Annotated in this window: 15 protein-coding genes; 11 read left to right on the top strand and 4 right to left on the bottom strand. The window is 70.3% G+C overall.

Translation table 11 applies throughout. The features are described from left to right. Window positions 1–20: 20 nt before the first annotated feature. A complete protein-coding gene (locus tag HFP15_RS06850) occupies window positions 21–1,643 on the top strand; it encodes a phospholipase C (protein WP_168512661.1) in 1,623 nt (540 codons plus the stop codon). 76 nt (window positions 1,644–1,719) lie between these two features. Then, window positions 1,720–1,929, top strand: coding sequence for a hypothetical protein (locus tag HFP15_RS06845; RefSeq protein WP_168512660.1), 210 nt, complete (start codon window positions 1,720–1,722; stop codon window positions 1,927–1,929). Window positions 1,930–2,213: 284 nt separating this feature from the next. Here HFP15_RS06845 and acnA read toward each other — a convergent pair whose 3' ends face one another. After that, window positions 2,214–5,036, bottom strand: coding sequence for an aconitate hydratase AcnA (acnA, locus tag HFP15_RS06840; protein WP_210716823.1), 2,823 nt, complete (start codon window positions 5,034–5,036; stop codon window positions 2,214–2,216). A gap of 356 nt (window positions 5,037–5,392) precedes the next feature. Here acnA and HFP15_RS06835 point away from each other — a divergent pair, with 356 nt between their 5' ends. From HFP15_RS06835 to HFP15_RS06815, 5 genes are all read left to right on the top strand, one after another. Then, window positions 5,393–6,721 carry an NlpC/P60 family protein gene (locus HFP15_RS06835; protein ID WP_168513201.1) on the top strand — a complete coding sequence of 443 codons (1,329 nt, stop codon included), beginning with the start codon at window positions 5,393–5,395 and terminating at the stop codon, window positions 6,719–6,721. Between the two features lie 85 nt (window positions 6,722–6,806). Further along, on the top strand, window positions 6,807–7,379 hold the full coding sequence (gene mobA / locus HFP15_RS06830; RefSeq protein ID WP_168512656.1) for a molybdenum cofactor guanylyltransferase: 573 nt from the start codon (window positions 6,807–6,809) through the stop codon (window positions 7,377–7,379). 55 nt (window positions 7,380–7,434) lie between these two features. Next, window positions 7,435–8,502 (top strand): AAA family ATPase, encoded by a 1,068-nt coding sequence (locus HFP15_RS06825; protein WP_168512654.1) that lies wholly within the window; start codon window positions 7,435–7,437, stop codon window positions 8,500–8,502. Further along, window positions 8,502–9,440: a DUF58 domain-containing protein gene (locus HFP15_RS06820; protein ID WP_168512652.1), complete on the top strand. Its 939-nt coding sequence runs from the start codon at window positions 8,502–8,504 to the stop codon at window positions 9,438–9,440. The genes HFP15_RS06825 and HFP15_RS06820 overlap by 1 nt, the downstream gene beginning before the upstream one ends. Then, window positions 9,437–10,420 (top strand): VWA domain-containing protein, encoded by a 984-nt coding sequence (locus HFP15_RS06815; protein WP_168512650.1) that lies wholly within the window; start codon window positions 9,437–9,439, stop codon window positions 10,418–10,420. The genes HFP15_RS06820 and HFP15_RS06815 overlap by 4 nt, the downstream gene beginning before the upstream one ends. Here HFP15_RS06815 and HFP15_RS06810 read toward each other — a convergent pair. After that, complete coding sequence (locus HFP15_RS06810; RefSeq protein WP_168512647.1) at window positions 10,417–10,881, bottom strand: tRNA (cytidine(34)-2'-O)-methyltransferase; 465 nt, start codon at window positions 10,879–10,881, stop codon at window positions 10,417–10,419. The genes HFP15_RS06815 and HFP15_RS06810 overlap by 4 nt on opposite strands. A gap of 112 nt (window positions 10,882–10,993) precedes the next feature. Here HFP15_RS06810 and HFP15_RS06805 point away from each other — a divergent pair, with 112 nt between their 5' ends. Beyond that, window positions 10,994–12,589, top strand: coding sequence for an alkaline phosphatase D family protein (locus HFP15_RS06805; RefSeq protein ID WP_168512645.1), 1,596 nt, complete (start codon window positions 10,994–10,996; stop codon window positions 12,587–12,589). On the opposite strand, the gene HFP15_RS06800 is transcribed toward HFP15_RS06805, so the two are convergent. Further along, window positions 12,586–12,993: an acyl-CoA thioesterase gene (locus HFP15_RS06800; protein WP_168512643.1), complete on the bottom strand. Its 408-nt coding sequence runs from the start codon at window positions 12,991–12,993 to the stop codon at window positions 12,586–12,588. The genes HFP15_RS06805 and HFP15_RS06800 overlap by 4 nt on opposite strands. Window positions 12,994–13,106: 113 nt before the next feature. Here HFP15_RS06800 and HFP15_RS06795 point away from each other — a divergent pair, with 113 nt between their 5' ends. The 3 genes from HFP15_RS06795 to HFP15_RS06785 all read left to right on the top strand — a co-directional run bounded on the left by HFP15_RS06795 (window position 13,107) and on the right by HFP15_RS06785 (window position 15,775). After that, entirely contained in the window at window positions 13,107–13,811 is a 705-nt protein-coding gene (locus tag HFP15_RS06795; RefSeq protein WP_168512641.1) for a beta-ketoacyl-ACP reductase, read from the top strand. A 35-nt stretch (window positions 13,812–13,846) separates the two neighbouring features. Beyond that, window positions 13,847–14,614 carry an enoyl-ACP reductase FabI gene (gene fabI / locus HFP15_RS06790; RefSeq protein ID WP_168512639.1) on the top strand — a complete coding sequence of 256 codons (768 nt, stop codon included), beginning with the start codon at window positions 13,847–13,849 and terminating at the stop codon, window positions 14,612–14,614. A gap of 105 nt (window positions 14,615–14,719) precedes the next feature. After that, the gene (locus HFP15_RS06785) at window positions 14,720–15,775 is read left to right on the top strand and encodes a ferrochelatase (protein ID WP_168512637.1); all 1,056 of its coding nucleotides are present in this window, start codon (window positions 14,720–14,722) and stop codon (window positions 15,773–15,775) included. On the opposite strand, the gene HFP15_RS06780 is transcribed toward HFP15_RS06785, so the two are convergent. After that, window positions 15,747–16,544, bottom strand: coding sequence for an Rv1486c family protein (locus HFP15_RS06780; protein WP_168513199.1), 798 nt, complete (start codon window positions 16,542–16,544; stop codon window positions 15,747–15,749). The two genes, HFP15_RS06785 and HFP15_RS06780, sit on opposite strands and share 29 nt — an antisense overlap. Window positions 16,545–16,560: the final 16 nt, after the last annotated feature.

The following is a 16,560-nucleotide window of genomic DNA, read 5'->3' as shown; positions in this document are numbered from 1 at the left end:
CACCAACGCAGGAGGACACAGTGGACAGAGCTTTCGGCAAGCGCCGCAAGCGGATTCTGCTCGGCGCCGGTGCGCTGCTGACCGCGGCCGGCGTCGGCGTCGCGGTGAGCACCGCCGTCGGCGGCGCCGAAGCGCAGCCGGTGAACGCGGTACGTGCGGACGGGCTGCACACCGCGACGCCGGTCAAGCACGTGGTGGTGATCTTCGGGGAGAACATCTCCTTCGATCACTACTTCGGCACCTACCCCAACGCCGCCAACACCGACGGCACACCGTTCACCGCGGCCAAGGGCACCCCGCACGTGGACGGGCTGACGCCGGCGCTGCTGAAGAACAACCCCAACGCCTACAACCCGAAGCGGCTGTCCCCGAGCCAGGCGCTGACCTGCGACCAGAACCACAATTACGGCGCGGAGCAGAAGGCGTTCGACGGCGGCAAGATGGACAAGTTCGTCGAGAACACCGAGACGGACAAGTGCACCGGGCAGCCGATCCTCTTCGGTGAGCCGGGCTTGGTGATGGACTACTACGACGGCAACACCGTCACGGGCATGTGGAACTACGCCCAGCACTACGCGATGAGCGACAACTCGTTCAACACCGTGTTCGGGCCTTCCACGCCCGGCGCGATCAACCTGATTTCCGGCCAGACCCACGGTATGCGGGCCGTGGACCCGAAGACGCACGAGCCGGTCAACGACTCCTACGTGGTGGCCTCGCCGGACGCCAAGGGTGTCGGCACCGTGATCAACGACCCGGACCCGGCCTACGACGACTGCTCGGACAAGAACCACACCGCGACCGACAACCTCGGCGCGATGCAGGGCCACAACATCGGTGACCTGCTCAACGACAAGGGCGTCACCTGGGGCTGGTTCCAGGGCGGCTTCCGGCCGACCGGCACCGCGAACGGCTACGCCGTGTGCGGGCAGAAGCACACCAACGTCGGCGGCAACTCCGTGGTGGACTACAGCCCGCACCACGAGCCGTTCCAGTACTACAAGTCCACGGCGAACGAAAAGCACCTGCCGCCGAGTTCGGTCGCCGCGATCGGGCAGACCGACCAGGCCAACCACCAGTACGACATCAGCGACTTCGACTCCGCGCTCAACGCCGGGAACATGCCTGCGGTGAGCTTCCTCAAGGCGCCCGAGTACGCCGACGGGCACGCGGGCTACTCGGATCCGCTGGACGAGCAGCAGTTCGTGGTGAACGAGATCAACAAGATCCAGCACTCGAAGGACTGGGACTCCACCGCGGTCGTGCTCGCCTACGACGACTCGGACGGCTGGTACGACCACGTCGCCTCGAAGATCGTCAACGGTTCGCAGGACGCGTCGCAGGACACCGCGATGTGCAGCTCGGCCAAGACCACGCTGGGCGGCTACGCCGACCGCTGCGGCTACGGCCCCCGCCTGCCGCTGATGGTGATCTCGCCGTTCGCGAAGACGAACTTCGTCGACCACACCCGCACCGACCAGACCTCGATCCTGCAGTTCGTCGAGGACAACTGGGCCACGGGCCGCGTCGGCGACGCGTCGTTCGACGCTCGTGCCGGGGGACTGTCGAACATGCTCGACTTCCACGGCCGTCCGGCGCCCGCCGTGCAACTCGACCCGAAGACCGGCGCCGTCGTGCGCTGATTTCCGGTCACAGCCGAGGGGCGCCGCTCGACGGCGTCCCTCGGTTTTTTCGGCCAGTTCTGGTTCAGTGGATCTTGTGAACCGTGTTCTGGGGGCGATCCGGTACTGGTACACGGGGGTGCTGTTGCGGCTCGACACCGAGTTCCTGATGGTCCCGGCGGGCCTGATCGCCGTGTGCGGGGTGGAGATCATCGGCCTGCCCATCGTCTCGCCGACCGCCACGCTGGCCATGGTCGCCGCCGTGCTGCTGATCAGAAGGGTCCGGCGGCGCAGGCATCGCGTATAACGACCTATACGGCGCGGATCGGTAGCGCGGCCGACCGAAACCGCCGACTCGCTCGCGCGGAAGCCCAGACTCAGTCGCGCGGAACCCTGGACTCGGCCGCAGGGAAGGCCGGACTCGCGAACACCGAAGCCTGGACTCGGCCGCAGGGAAGGCCGGACTCGCGAACACCGAACCCTGGACTCGGCCGCACGGAACCCTCGACTCGGGCGCGCGGAAGGCTGGACTCGCGGAGAAAAAAGCGCCGCGAACCCGGCCGGGTTCGCGGCGCTTTCCGGGCCTGAGGATCAGGCGCGCGTCATCTTGCGCAGCACGTACTGCAGGATGCCGCCGTTGCGGTAGTAGTCCGCCTCACCGGGGGTGTCGATGCGCACGACCGCGTCGAACTCCACCTTCGAGCCGTCCGCCTTCGTGGCGGTGACGTGCACCGTCCGCGGGGTCTCGCCCTTGTTCAGCGTGGTGATGCCCGAGATGTCGAAGGTCTCGGTGCCGTCCAGCTTCAGCGACGACGCCGACTCGCCCTCCGGGAACTGCAGCGGGATGACGCCCATGCCGATCAGGTTCGACCGGTGGATCCGCTCGAACGACTCGGCGATCACCGCGCGCACGCCCAGCAGGCGCGTGCCCTTGGCCGCCCAGTCACGCGAGGAACCCGAGCCGTACTCCTTGCCGCCCAGCACGACCAGCGGGACGCCCGCGGCCGCGTAGTTCTGCGCCGCGTCGTAGATGAAGGCCTGCGGGCCGCCCTCGACGGTGAAGTCACGGGTGTAGCCGCCCTGCACGTCGTCCAGCAGCTGGTTGCGCAGCCGGATGTTGGCGAACGTGCCGCGGATCATCACCTCGTGGTTGCCGCGGCGGGAACCATAGGAGTTGAAGTCCTTGCGGTCCACACCGTGCTCGGACAGGTACTTGCCGGCCGGGGTGTCGGCCTTGATGGCACCGGCGGGGGAGATGTGGTCGGTGGTGACCGAGTCGCCCAGCTTCGCCAGCACCCGCGCGCCCGAGATGTCCTCGACCGCAGCGGGCTCGGCCTGCATGCCCTCGAAGTAGGGAGGCTTGCGGACGTAGGTGGACTCCGCGTCCCACGAGAAGGTCTTGCCCTCCGGCGTGGGCAGCGACTTCCAGCGCTCGCCACCATCGAACACGTCGGCGTAGTCCTTGGAGAACATCTCCTGCGTGATCGCCGAGTCGATGGTCTGCTGGATCTCCTGCGCCGGCGGCCAGATGTCCTTGAGGAACACGTCGTTGCCGTCGGTGTCCTGGCCCAGCGGCTGCTCGTTGAAGTCGAAGTCCATCGTGCCCGCGAGCGCGTACGCGATGACCAGCGGCGGTGAGGCCAGGTAGTTCATCTTCACGTCGGGGTTGATCCGGCCCTCGAAGTTCCGGTTGCCCGACAGCACCGACACGACGGTGAGGTCGTTCTCCTGCACCGCGGCCGAGATCTCCTCGGGCAGCGGGCCGGAGTTACCGATGCAGGTGGTGCAGCCGTAGCCGACCAGGTGGTAGCCCAGCTTCTCCAGGTACGGCCACAGGCCGGCCTTCTCGTAGTAGTCGGTGACGACCTGAGAGCCCGGCGCCATCGAGGTCTTGACCCACGGCTTGACCGACAGGCCCTTCTCGACGGCGTTACGCGCGAGCAGCGCGGCACCCAGCATCACCGACGGGTTCGAGGTGTTGGTGCACGAGGTGATCGAGGCGATCACCACGGCGCCGTGGTCGAGCACGAACTCGCCGCGCTCCTGCGAGCGCACGGTGACCGGCTTGGTCGGGCGGCCCGAGGCACCGTTCGCGGCCGAGGGCAGCGCGACCGCGTCCTCTTCGGCGAACGACAGGGCGGGCGCGTCGCTGGCCGGGAAGCTCTCCTCGACCTTCTCGTCGACCTTGGTGTGCGGCGCCGGGTACTGCTCCTCGACGTAGTCGTGCACCGACTTGCGGAACGAGGACTTCGCGTCGGAGAGCTCGATGCGGTCCTGCGGGCGCTTCGGGCCGGCGATCGACGGGACCACCGTCGACAGGTCCAGCTCCAGGTACTCGGAGTACACCGGCTCGTGCGCCGGGTCGTGCCACAGGCCCTGCTCCTTGGCGTACGCCTCGACCAGCGCGAGCTGCTCGGCCGAGCGGCCGGTCAGCTTCAGGTAGCGCAGGGTCTCCTCGTCGATCGGGAAGATCGCCGCGGTGGAGCCGAACTCGGGGCTCATGTTGCCGATCGTGGCGCGGTTGGCCAGCGGCACCGCGCCGACGCTCTCGCCGTAGAACTCGACGAACTTGCCGACGACGCCGTGGCGGCGCAGCATCTCGGTGATCGTCAGCACGACGTCGGTGGCGGTCACGCCGGCCGGGATCTCACCGGTGAGCTTGAAGCCGACGACGCGCGGGATGAGCATCGACACCGGCTGGCCGAGCATCGCGGCCTCGGCCTCGATGCCGCCGACGCCCCAGCCCAGCACGCCGAGGCCGTTGACCATCGTGGTGTGCGAGTCGGTGCCCACGACGGTGTCCGGGTAGGCCTGGCCGTTGCGGGACATGATCGTGCGGGCCAGGTACTCGATGTTGACCTGGTGCACGATGCCGGTGCCCGGGGGGACGACCTTGAACTCGTCGAAGGCGCCCTGGCCCCAGCGCAGGAACTGGTAGCGCTCGCGGTTGCGCTCGTATTCGATCTCGACGTTGCGCTCGAAGGCGTCCGCGCGGCCGAACACGTCGATGATCACCGAGTGGTCGATGACCAGCTCGGCGGGGGCGAGCGGGTTGACCTTGTCGGGGTCGCCGCCCAGGTCGGTGACGGCCTCGCGCATGGTCGCCAGGTCCACCACGCACGGCACGCCGGTGAAGTCCTGCATCACGACGCGGGCGGGGGTGAACTGGATCTCGATCGAGGGGTCGGCACCGGCGTCCCAGTTGCCGAGCGCGCGGATGTGCTCGGCGGTGATGTTCGCGCCGTCCTCGGTGCGCAGCAGGTTCTCGAGCAGGATCTTCAGGCTGTAGGGCAGGCGCGCGGACCCTTGCACCTTGTCGAGGCGGAACACCTCGTAGGAGGCGTCACCCACCTTGAGGGTGTCGCGGGCGCCGAAGCTGTCCTTGCTGGCAGATGCGGTCACGTCTAACTCCATGGATTCGGACTCGGCCCCGCGGTCGCGGGGTGGGTCCCGGGTGTCAGTTCGGTTCTACCGAAGCGAGTCTTGCGCACGCTCGCGGCGTCCGCAGACGCGGGGACGGCGCAGGCTCCCTACGCGCCAAACAGTACGCTTGTCCTTTTTTGAGTTCAAGCGTGACACGCCTCCGGCGGGCTGTGACCTCGGCCCCGTCGGCTCGGCGCGAAATCGGGCCACCAGGGTCCCCCGATCGGGGAAATGTTCCGCACGTGATGCAAGTGTCACGTGATGCTTCTGGTACATGTGTGACGGACGAGTGGCTTGTGTCCGAATCGGAGGGCTGGAGGGGTGTGCTCGTGAGACGGCGCGAAGGGATGGCCCGCTGGGTGGCGGTCACGGCGCTGGCCGTCGCCGCCTCGATCGCGACCACCGGCGTCGCCTCGGCCGTGCCACCGCCGCCGCCCAACCCCAGCGACGGCGAGATCAGCGCGGGCCAGGCCGACGCCAACGCCAAGGCGGGCGAGGTCGGCCAGCTCGCCAACCAGCTCGCCGCCGCCGAATCACGGTTGTCGCAGCTCCAGGCCAACGTCGAGCTGAAGATGGAGCAGGCGAACAAGGCGCTGGTCGACCAGCAGACCGCCGAGGACGCCGCCACCCAGGCCCAGGCCGACGCCGACGCGGCGCGGCGGGAGTCCGACGCGGCCCAGCAGCAGATCGACGGCGCGCGCAAACAGCTCGACGGCTTCATCGCCGGCAGCTACCAGCAGGGCAGCACGATGGGGTCGATCTCGGCCTATCTGGGCTCCACCAGCCCCAAGGATCTGCTGGCCCGCGCGCAGCTGCTGTCCTCGGTCAGCGGCAGTCAGCTCAACGGCCTCGAGCTGATGGAGCAGGCTCAGGCCGACAAGTCGAACAAGGACAGCGCCGCCCGCGCCGCACTGAAGGTGGCCCAGGAGAAGCAGGCCGCCGCGCAGGAGGCCAAGCGCTCCGCGGACACCGCGCAGACCGCCGCGGTCCAGGCGCAGCAGGGCCAGGCGGCGCAGAACGCGCAGCTGGAAGCCGACAAGAACAAGGTCGAACAGGCGCTTTACGAGGCGCAGCAACGCGTCGCCGGGCTTCAGGGCCAGCGCCAGCGCTACGACGACTGGCTCGCGCAGAAGCAGCGCGAGGAAGAGGAGCAGGCGCGGCAGGCGGCGCTGGCCGCGGCCAAGAACAACGGCGGCGGCAGCGGCAAGACCGGTGGCGGCGCCTCGGCGCCACCGGTCACCGGCTCCAGCAGCGCCATCGTCGAGCGGATCATCGCGCGGGCCATGGCGCAGCTGGGCCTGCCGTATGCCTGGGGCGGTGGCAACGCGAGCGGGCCGACGCGCGGCATCCGCGACGGCGGTGTGGCCGACTCCTACGGTGACTACCGCAAGATCGGTTTCGACTGCTCCGGCCTGATGATCTACGCCTTCGCCGGGGTGGCGTCGCTGCCGCACTACAGCGGCTACCAGTACACGGCGGGCCGCCAGGTGCCGTTGTCGCAGATGCGGCGGGGCGACATGCTGTTCTGGGGCGACGCCAGCGAAGGCATTCACCACGTCGCGCTCTACCTCGGCAACGGCATGATGATCGAGGCGCCGGAGTCCGGCTTGACCGTCCGCGTCGCCGCCGTCCGCTACGGCGGCATCATGCCGTACGCGGCGCGCCTGGTCGGCTGAGCAGCCCGTCGTGGACTGATTTCCGGCTCCCCGGACAGTTGCGACCGCGGTCGGATCGGTACGGCCGGCAGAGTAACCTGGGCAAATGGGAGGCATCGCCGGGATCGTGCTCGCCGGCGGTGCCGCGCGCCGTCTGTCCGGTGTGGACAAACCCATGCTGGAGGTCGGCGGGAAGCCGTTGCTGCGCACCGCGATCGACGCACTCGCCGCCGCGGATCCGGTGATCGTGGTCGGCCCGCGGCGACCCGGTCTGCCGCGGGTGGTGTGGACCCGCGAGGACCCGCCGGGCGGGGGACCGGTCGCGGCGCTCGCCGCGGGCCTGGCGCTGGCCGACGCACCCGAGGTGGCCGTGCTCGCCGGGGACCTCGTGCGCGTAAGTCCGTCCACTGTGGACAAGCTGCGTGCCGCGCTGGGCGGGCACGACGGTGCGGTGCTGGTCGACGGTGAGGGGCACCGGCAATGGCTGATCGGCGTGTGGCGCACGGAAAACCTGCGGGCCGCGCTGCCCGCGGCCGCCGGTGGCGCGTCGCTGCGCGGGATGCTCGCCGGACTGGACATCGTCGGCGTGCCGGCGACCGCGGGAGAAGGCGAAGACCTCGACACGCCGGCGGACCTGGCCCGCTACACCCACAGCTCACAGCCCTCACACCGACCGTGATGTTGACTACCGCTACGGTCGCAGGAGCGGACGCGAACGTAGGAGGAGGGCAACCGTGACCGAGCCCGGTTACGCCGAGGGCACCAACGGGCAGCAGGGGACCACCCCGGCGCGGGACAGCCAGCTGCTCGAACGCACCGTGTTCGAGGTCAAGCGGGTGATCGTCGGGCAGGACCGGCTGGTCGAGCGGCTGCTGGTGGGGCTGCTGGCCAAGGGGCACCTGCTGCTGGAAGGCGTGCCGGGCGTGGCCAAGACGCTCGCGGTGGAAACCTTCGCGCGGGTGGTCGGCGGCACGTTCTCCCGCGTCCAGTTCACTCCCGACCTGGTCCCGGCCGACATCCTCGGCACCCGGATCTACCGGCAGGGCAGCGAGCGCTTCGACGTCGAGCTCGGCCCGGTCGTGGCGAACTTCGTCCTCGCCGACGAGATCAACCGCGCGCCGGCGAAGGTGCAGTCGGCGATGCTCGAGGTGATGGCCGAACGGCACGTCTCCATCGGCGGCAAGACCTTCGCGATGCCCGACCCGTTCCTGGTGCTCGCCACGCAGAACCCCATCGAGAACGAGGGCGTCTACCCGCTGCCGGAGGCGCAGCGCGACCGGTTCCTGTTCAAGATCGTCGTGGACTACCCGACGGCCGAGGAGGAACGGGAGATCATCTACCGGATGGGCGTGACCCCGCCGGAGCCGCACGAGGTGCTCAGCCCCGCGGAGCTGGTGCGGCTGCAGGGCGTGGCGTCGAAGGTGTTCGTGCACCACGCTCTCGTCGACTACGTGGTGCGGCTGGTGCTCACCACCCGCACCCCGGCCGAGCACGGGCTCACCGACGTCGCGGGCTGGGTCTCCTACGGTGCCTCGCCGCGCGCGAGCCTCGGCATCATCGCGGCCTCGCGGGCGCTGGCGCTGGTGCGCGGGCGTGACTACGTGCTTCCGCAGGACGTCGTGGACGTGGTGCCGGACGTGCTGCGGCACCGCCTCGTGCTCTCCTACGACGCGCTCGCCGACGCCGTTCCGCTGGATCACATCATCAACCGGGTCCTGCAGACCGTGCCGCTGCCCCAGGTCTCCGCGCGGCCACAGGCCGGGCCGGGCCAGCCGGTCCAGATGGGCGCGCCGGGGCGGTAGTGGTCAGCGAGGGAAACAGGCCGTCGTGGGCGCCGCCGATCCTGCGGGGCGACCGGCTCGAAGCGGGGCTGCGCACGCTGGAGCTGGAGGTGCGGCGCCGGCTGGACGGGCTGCTGCAGGGAAATCATCTCGGCCTGGTGCCGGGCCCCGGTTCCGAACCGGGGGAGGCGCGGCCCTATCAGCCCGGTGACGACGTGCGCCGGATGGACTGGGCCGTCACGGCCCGCACCACCGTGCCGCACATTCGCGAGACCGTCGCCGACCGTGAGCTGGAGACGTGGGTGGCCGCGGACCTGTCCGCGAGCCTGGACTTCGGCACCGCGTTGTCGGAGAAGCGGGATCTGGCGTTGTGCGCGGTCGCCGCGATCGCCTATCTCACCGGCGGGGGCGGCAACCGGCTCGGCGCGGTGATGTCCAACGGCGCCGATTCGGTGCGGATCCCGGCGCGCGGCGGGCGCGCCCACGCCAGGGGACTGCTGCGCAAGATCGCCGAGCTGCCGCGCGCCGCCGAGGGCACGCGCGGCGATCTGGCGGCGCTGATCGAACAGCTGCGCAGGCCGCCGCGGCGGCGTGGGCTCGCCGTCGTCGTCTCCGATTTCCTCGGCGGCTTCGAATGGCAGCGCCCGTTGCGTGCGCTGTCCGCGCGGCACGAACTGATGGCGGTCGAGGTGATCGACCCGCGGGACGTGGACCTGCCGGAGGTCGGCACGATCGTGCTGGCCGATCCGGAGACGGGGCGGCAGCGTGAGGTGCACGCCTCGGCGTTGCTGCGGCGCGAGTTCGCGGCCGCGGCGCAGGCGCACCGCGACCAGGTGGCCCGCGCGCTGCGGCAGGCCGGCGCGGCGCATCTGGTGCTGCGCACCGACTCTGACTGGATCGCCGACACGGTGCGGTTCGTCGTGGCCAGGAAACGCCGGTGGTCCGGGGGTGCGGCATGAGCCTGACCGGATTCACCACGCCGTGGTGGTTCCTGCTGCTGATCGTCGTCGCCGCCGTGGTGATCGGCTACCTGCTCGCGCAGCGGGCGCGGCGCAAGCGCACGATGCGGTTTTCGAACCTGGCGCTGCTGGAGAAGGTGGCGCCGAAAACGCAGGGCTGGCCACGGCACATCCCGGCCGCGCTGCTGATCGTGTCGCTGCTGCTGCTGACCGTCGGGCTCGCGGGCCCGACCGCCGAGCAGAAGGTGCCGCGCAACCGCGCGACCGTGATGCTGGTGATCGACGTGTCGCTGTCGATGGAGGCCACCGACGTCAAGCCGACCCGCATCAAGGCGGCGCAGGACGCGGCCACCCAGTTCGCGCAGGGGCTCACGCCCGGCATCAACCTCGGCCTGGTGTCCTTCGCGGGCACCGCGACCGTGCTCGTCGCGCCGACGACCGAACGGCAGAGCGTGGTCACCGCGATCGACAACCTCAAGCTGGCCCAGTCGACCGCCACCGGTGAGGGCATCTACGCGGCTTTGCAGGCGGTGCAAGGGTTTTCCGCGGTCGTCGGCGGCGCGGAGGGCCCGCCGCCCGCGCGCATCGTGCTGATGAGCGACGGCAAGCAGACCGTGCCCGAGGACCTCTACGCCCCGCGCGGCGCGTTCACCGCGGCGCAGGAGGCCAAGAAGGAACAGGTGCCGATCTCGACGATCTCCTTCGGCACCGACCACGGCACGGTCGAGATCGACGGGCGCGAGGTGCCGGTCGACGTGGACGACGGTTCGCTCCAGGAGGTCGCGCGCCTGTCCGGCGGCGAGTTCTACCAGGCGGGATCGGCCGAGCAGCTCAAGGCGGTCTACGCCGACCTCGGTGAGCAGATCGGGTACGAGATCAAGGACGCCGATGCCAGCCGCCCGTGGATCGTGCTCGGCACCCTGGCACTCATCGTCTGCGCCGGCAGTTCGCTGTTCATCGGCCAGCGCCTGCCGACCTAACCGCCGAACGTGAAGTCGTGCTGACGCCAGGCCTCGTAGAGCACGATGGAGGCGGTGTTGGCGAGGTTCAGTGAGCGGGAACCTGGGCGCATCGGCAGCTTCAGGCGGTCGGTGACCTGCGGGGCGTGCTGCACCTCGGGTGGGAGGCCGACCGACTCCGGGCCGAACAGCAGCACGTCGCCGGGCTGGTAGGCGATGTCGGTGTACCAGCGGGTCGCGCTCGCGCTGAAGGCGTAGACGTTCGCCGGCAGCAGTGCCTCCCACGCCGCGTCCAGATCCGGGTGCACCCGCACGTGCGCCAGGTCGTGGTAGTCCAGGCCCGCGCGTTTGACGTGCTTGTCCTCGAACGCGAAACCCAGCGGCTCGACCAGGTGCAGCTCCGCGCCGGTGTTGGCCGCCAGCCGGATCGCGTTACCGGTGTTGGGCGGAATTTCCGGGTGGAAGAAGAGCATCCGAAACATCCCGAAGATCGTTTTCCTTTCACCCGGAATTCGGCCGGAAGCGGCAAACCGGTCATTCCGCCGACTGACGATCAGCCGGTCCCCGCTCATCCCACCACAGGAGGACCTCCCCATGGTCGCGCCCCCGAACAGTGTCTCCCGCCGCCGTTTCCTCGGTTTCAGCTCCGCCGGTGCCGCCGCCGTGTTGCTGGGAACCGGGGCCTGGGACGCCGCGAGCGCCTACGCCGCCCCCGTCAAGGGCGGGAACCCCTTCACCCTCGGCGTCGCCTCCGGCGACCCGGCGCACGACGGCGTGGTGCTGTGGACGCGGCTCGCGCCGGACCCCTTCGCCGCGGACGGCGCCGGCGGAATGCCCGCGCGACCGGTGCGCGTCGAGTACGAGGTGGCCGCCGACGAGCGGTTCGGTGCGGTCGTCAGACGCGGCTCGGCGATCGCGACGCCGGAACTGGGCCACTCGGTGCACCCGGAGATCCAGGGCCTGGCACCGGACCGCGAGTACTTCTACCGTTTCCGCACCGGCGGCGAGATCTCGATGACGGGCCGCACCCGCACCGCGCCCGTGCCGTGGTCGAACCCGCGCGAGCTGAACTTCGCGTTCGCCTCCTGCCAGGCCTGGCAGGACGGCTACTACACCGCGTACGAGCACATGGCCGAGGAGGACCTCGACCTGGTCGTGCACCTCGGCGACTACCTCTACGAATCGGGCGTCGGCACGAACAAGCGCGGCGTCACCGTGGACCCGGAGTTCACCACCGAGACCTTCGATTTGGCCCGGTACCGCCTGCAGTACGCGCTGTACAAGGCCGAAGCCCCGCTGCAGGCCGCGCACGCCCGCTTCCCGTGGATCCACACGATCGACGACCACGAGGTGGAGAACAACTGGGCCGGCGACATCTCGCAGGCGGACAACGAACCCGACCAGGACCCGGCCGTGTTCCGGCAACGGCGCGCGCAGGCGTTCCAGGCCAACTACGAGCACCTGCCCTATCGGCACACGCAGCTGCCCTCCGGCCCGGACGTGCGCCTGTTCCGGCGGCTGCCCTACGGCACCCTGGCCGACTTCACGATCCTCGACACCCGCCAGTACCGCGACGACCAGCCCTGCGGTGACGGCGGTTCCGCGACGTGCACCGACCGGCTGGAGCCCGGCCGCACGATCCTGGGCAGCGCCCAGAAGAAGTGGCTGGTCGACGGGTTCGCCCAGTCCCGGGCACGGTGGCAGATCCTGGGCAACCAGGCGCCGATGGGGCAGACCGACCGGGATCCGGGCCCGGCCGTGGACGTGTTCCTCGACCCGTGGGACGGCTACGTCGCCGAGCGCAACGCGGTGCTGGCCGCGGCGCAGGACCGCGGGGTGCGCAACCTCGTCGTGATCACCGGCGACCGGCATCAGAACTACGCGTGGGACCTCAAACGCGACTACGCCGACCCGGACTCGCCCACGGTCGGCAGCGAGTTCGTCGGCACGTCGATCACCAGTGGCGCCGACGGCGCCGACATGACCGACGAGGGAGCGCGATTCCTCGCGGCCAATCCGCACATGAAGTTCTTCAACTCGCAGCGCGGCTACGTGCGGGTCAACGTCGACCGCGAACGGTGGCGCGGCGATTTCCGTGTGGTGCCGTATGTGACGAAGCCTGGCGCGCCGGTCAGCACCCGGGCCTCGTTCGTCGTGGAGGACCGGCAACCGGGCGTGCGGGAACGCTAAAGGCGGGCGGCCAGCTTCTCCCGGACGTCGTCCGGGGGAGCGGTCTTGGCCAGCGTTTCCCGGTCGACGAAGACGTAGCGGTTGGTGCCGGCGACGACGGTTTCGGCGCCGCGCGTGATGGTGAACGCCAGGATGAGCGACGTGGTGCCGAGGTGCTCGATCGACACCCCGACGACGAGTTCGTCCTCGAAGCGGCTCGCGGCGAGGTAGCGCACGTTCGACTCGGCGACCACCGTGTCGACGCCGCGGGCGAGAAGATTGTCGTAGGAGCCGAAGATCTCGGTGAAGAAATCGAACGACGCCATGTCGAAGTAGGCGAGGTAGTGCGCGTTGAACACGATGCCCTGCGGATCGCATTCGTGGAAGCGGACGCGAAGCGGCATCCGGACGATCGGGTCACCCATACCCGCACCTTAGGGCTACTGCGGGGTAGTGGGGTTGGGTGCGGCCGGTGCCCCGGCAAACGGATAACCTCAGCGCGAAACGAATGCGAAAGACGACGCGCGAGGAGTGCTACGTGGGACGGTCCGTTCTGGTCACCGGGGGCAACCGCGGCATAGGTCTGGCGATCGCCCGTGACCTGGCCGAGCAGGGACACAGCGTGGCCGTGACGCACCGCGGGTCCGGCGCGCCGGAGGGGTTGTTCGGCGTGCGGGCCGACGTCACCGACTCCGAGCAGATCGACGCGGCGTTCAAGCAGGTCGAGGAGCACCAGGGTCCGGTCGAGGTGCTGGTGTCCAACGCCGGCATGAACGACGACACGCTGCTCATGCGGATGAGCGAGGAGCAGTTCACCAAGGTCGTCGACGCGAACCTCACCGGCGCCTACCGTGTCGCCAAGCGGGCCTCCCGCGGGATGCTGCGCGCCAAGTTCGGGCGGTTCATCTTCATCTCGTCGGTGGTGGGCCTCTCGGGCGGGGCGGGGCAGGTCAACTACGCGGCCAGCAAGGCCGGGCTCGTCGGCCTGGCCCGGTCGCTGACGCGGGAACTGGGCTCGCGCAACATCACCGCGAACGTGGTCGCGCCCGGCTTCATCGTCACCGACATGACCGATGCGCTCACCGACGACCAGCGCGCCGCGGCGCTGGCGCAGATTCCCGCGGGCCGTTACGGCGAGGCGCCCGAGATCGCCGCGGCCGTGCGTTTCCTGGCGTCCGACGAGGCGGGCTACGTCAATGGTGCCGTGCTGCCGGTCGACGGTGGTCTCGGCATGGGCCACTAGTTTCCGACACACCCACCCCAGAAAGGACAAGGCTTTTGCCCGGACTGCTCGAAGGTAAGCGGCTGCTGATCACCGGCGTCATCACCGACGCCTCGATGGCCTTCCACGCCGCGAAGGTGGCGCAGGAGCAGGGCGCGAAGGTGGTGCTGACCGGCTTCGGCCGGATGTCACTGGTCGAGCGCATCGCCAAGCGGCTGCCCGAGCCCGCCCCGGTCATCGAACTGGACGTGCAGAACCAGGAGCACCTGGACACCCTCGCCGACCGCGTGCGTGAGCACGTCGACGGCCTGGACGGGGTGCTGCACGCGATCGCGTTCGCGCCGCAGACCTGCCTCGGCGCGCCGTTCCTGGACGCCCCGAAGGACGACGTGTCCGTCGCGGTCCAGGTCTCGGCATACTCGTTCAAATCGCTGGCGGTGGCCTGCCTGCCGCTGCTCTCCCGCGGCTCCTCGGTCGTGGGCCTGGACTTCGACGCGCGCGTCGCGTGGCCCGCCTACAACTGGATGGGTGTCGCGAAAGCCGCGCTGGAGTCGGTGAACCGCTACCTGGCGCGCGATCTCGGCCCGCACGGTATCCGGGTGAACCTGGTGGCGGCCGGGCCGGTGAAGACGATGGCGGCCAAGTCGATCCCGGGCTTCGGTGAGCTGGAAGGCGGCTGGGGCGACCGCGCACCGCTGGGCTGGGACGCCGAGGACGCCACGCCGGTCGCGAAGAGCATCTGCGCGGTGCTCTCGGACTGGCTGCCCGCCACGACGGGCTCCATGATCTGGGTCGACGGCGGGGTGCACGCGCTGGGCTTGTGAGTGCGGTAGCGCAAGCCGGGCGGACGCCTGTGGTCCGCCCGGCTTGTCTTTCGCGGAACCGGCCCGGCCGCGCGCAGGCGCGGCCCTGACGGCAAGATGGGCACCGTGAGTTACGACGCGCTGCTGTGGTTGTCCTTCGGCGGTCCCGAAGGACCGGACGAGGTCATGCCGTTCCTGGAGAACGTGACACGGGGGCGCGGCGTGCCACCCGAGCGGCTGGCCGAGGTCGCCGGGCACTACCAGCATTTCGGTGGCGTGTCGCCGATCAACCGGCTCAACCGCGAGGCCATCGCCGCGGTCGAGAAGGAACTGGCGGCGCAGGGCCTGGATCTGCCGGTGTACTTCGGCAACCGCAACTGGCAGCCGATGGCCGAGGACACGCTCGCGCGGATGGCCGCCGACGGCGTGCGGCGCGCGCTGGTGTTCCCGACCAGCGCCTACGGCGGCTACTCGGCGTGCCGCCAGTACGACGAGGACATCGAGCGGGCCCGCGCCGCGGTGGGGGACGACGCGCCGGAACTGGTGAAGCTGCGCCAGTTCTTCGACCACCCGCTCTTCGTCGGCGCCTTCGCCGACGCGCTGCGCGCCGCGCACGCGGGCCTGGAGAACGCGCGCACCGTGTTCACCGCGCACTCGATCCCGGAAAGCGCCGACAAGGCCGCCGGGCCGCCGGAGGAAGGCGGGCGGCGCTACTCCCGGCAGATCGGTGAAGCGGCACGGCTGGTCGCGGCGGAAGCCGGCGTCGGCGAGTACGACGTGGTGTGGCAGTCGCGCTCCGGCCCGCCGCGGATCCCGTGGCTGGAGCCGGACATCGTCGACCACATCGAGGCGCTGCACGCCGACGGGGTGAAGGCGGTCGTGGTGTGCCCGGTGGGTTTCGTGTCCGACCACCTCGAGGTCGTCTGGGACCTGGACAACGAGGCCGCCGAGCGGGCCGGGGAGCTGGGCATGGGTTTCGCGCGGGCGGCCACGCCCAACGGGGATCCGCGCTTCGCGGAACTGGTGGTCGAGCTGATCCGCGAGCACATCGCCGGTGCGCCCGCGCGGAAGCTGTCGGCGTTCCCGGCCGCGGGCTGCACCGTCAACGGCGCGCCCTGCGCCGTCGGCTGCTGTGAGCCCGCCAAACGGCCTGCTACTGGGGCCGGTCGGCCTGCTCGGTGAGCAGCCGCACCGCCTCGTTGACCGCGGCGTAGCGGGCGATCCGCACGGCGTTGCCCAGCGGGCGCAGCGCGTCGGCACGCAGCACCGCCGCGGACGAGGACAGCGCGCCGCCGGGCTCGTCGGAGTGCGCCAGTGCCAGGATCGCGCCGATCTCCTCGGCGCGCTGGAGCACGCGCAGCGACCGGCCCGGCGTGCCCGAGGGCCACTGCAGGTTCGGGCGCGCCCGCAGCCACGCGGACAGCTCGGCCCGCACGCCCGGCCGGTCCTTGGCGACGTCGAGCGCCTGCAGCGCACCGGCGGAGTCGCGAATCGCGTCGGTGAGGCCGTGTTCTGCGTCGGCGATGCCGACGTGCTCCTGTGCGGCCGCGACGTCCACTTTGTACACCGACCAGCGCACCAGGCCCTCGGCGATCGGGTCCGGCACGAGGCCGAAACCGAGGGCGGGCAGCAGCATCGCCTCGCCGGCCTTGAGCGCGGCCTCGGCGAACTGACCGCCGCCACCCAGGCCGCGCACGTCGCCAGGAACCGGCAGCACGAGCCGGGCGCCGCCCGCGTCCTTGGCGCGCAGCGCGGCCAGCAGCCGCACCGGCGAGGCGGGGAAGTCACCGGCGAGGGGAAGATCCAGACCCACGGCGGACTCGGCGTCGGCGGCCACCACCTCATGGGCCTCGCCCCAGGCGAGCAGGGCGTCGAGCACATCGTCCGAAGCCGCGGAACCGGCCAGCCAGGCCGAAGTCCACACGGTCAGGGTCGCACTGGGACAGCACACGGCGATCCAGAATACC

The organism is Amycolatopsis acididurans (assembly GCF_012328925.1).
In the GTDB taxonomy this organism is placed as follows: domain Bacteria; phylum Actinomycetota; class Actinomycetes; order Mycobacteriales; family Pseudonocardiaceae; genus Amycolatopsis_E; species Amycolatopsis_E acididurans.
Note: the sequence above shows the minus strand (reverse complement) of the source record. Positions and strands in the feature narration are given on the sequence as shown.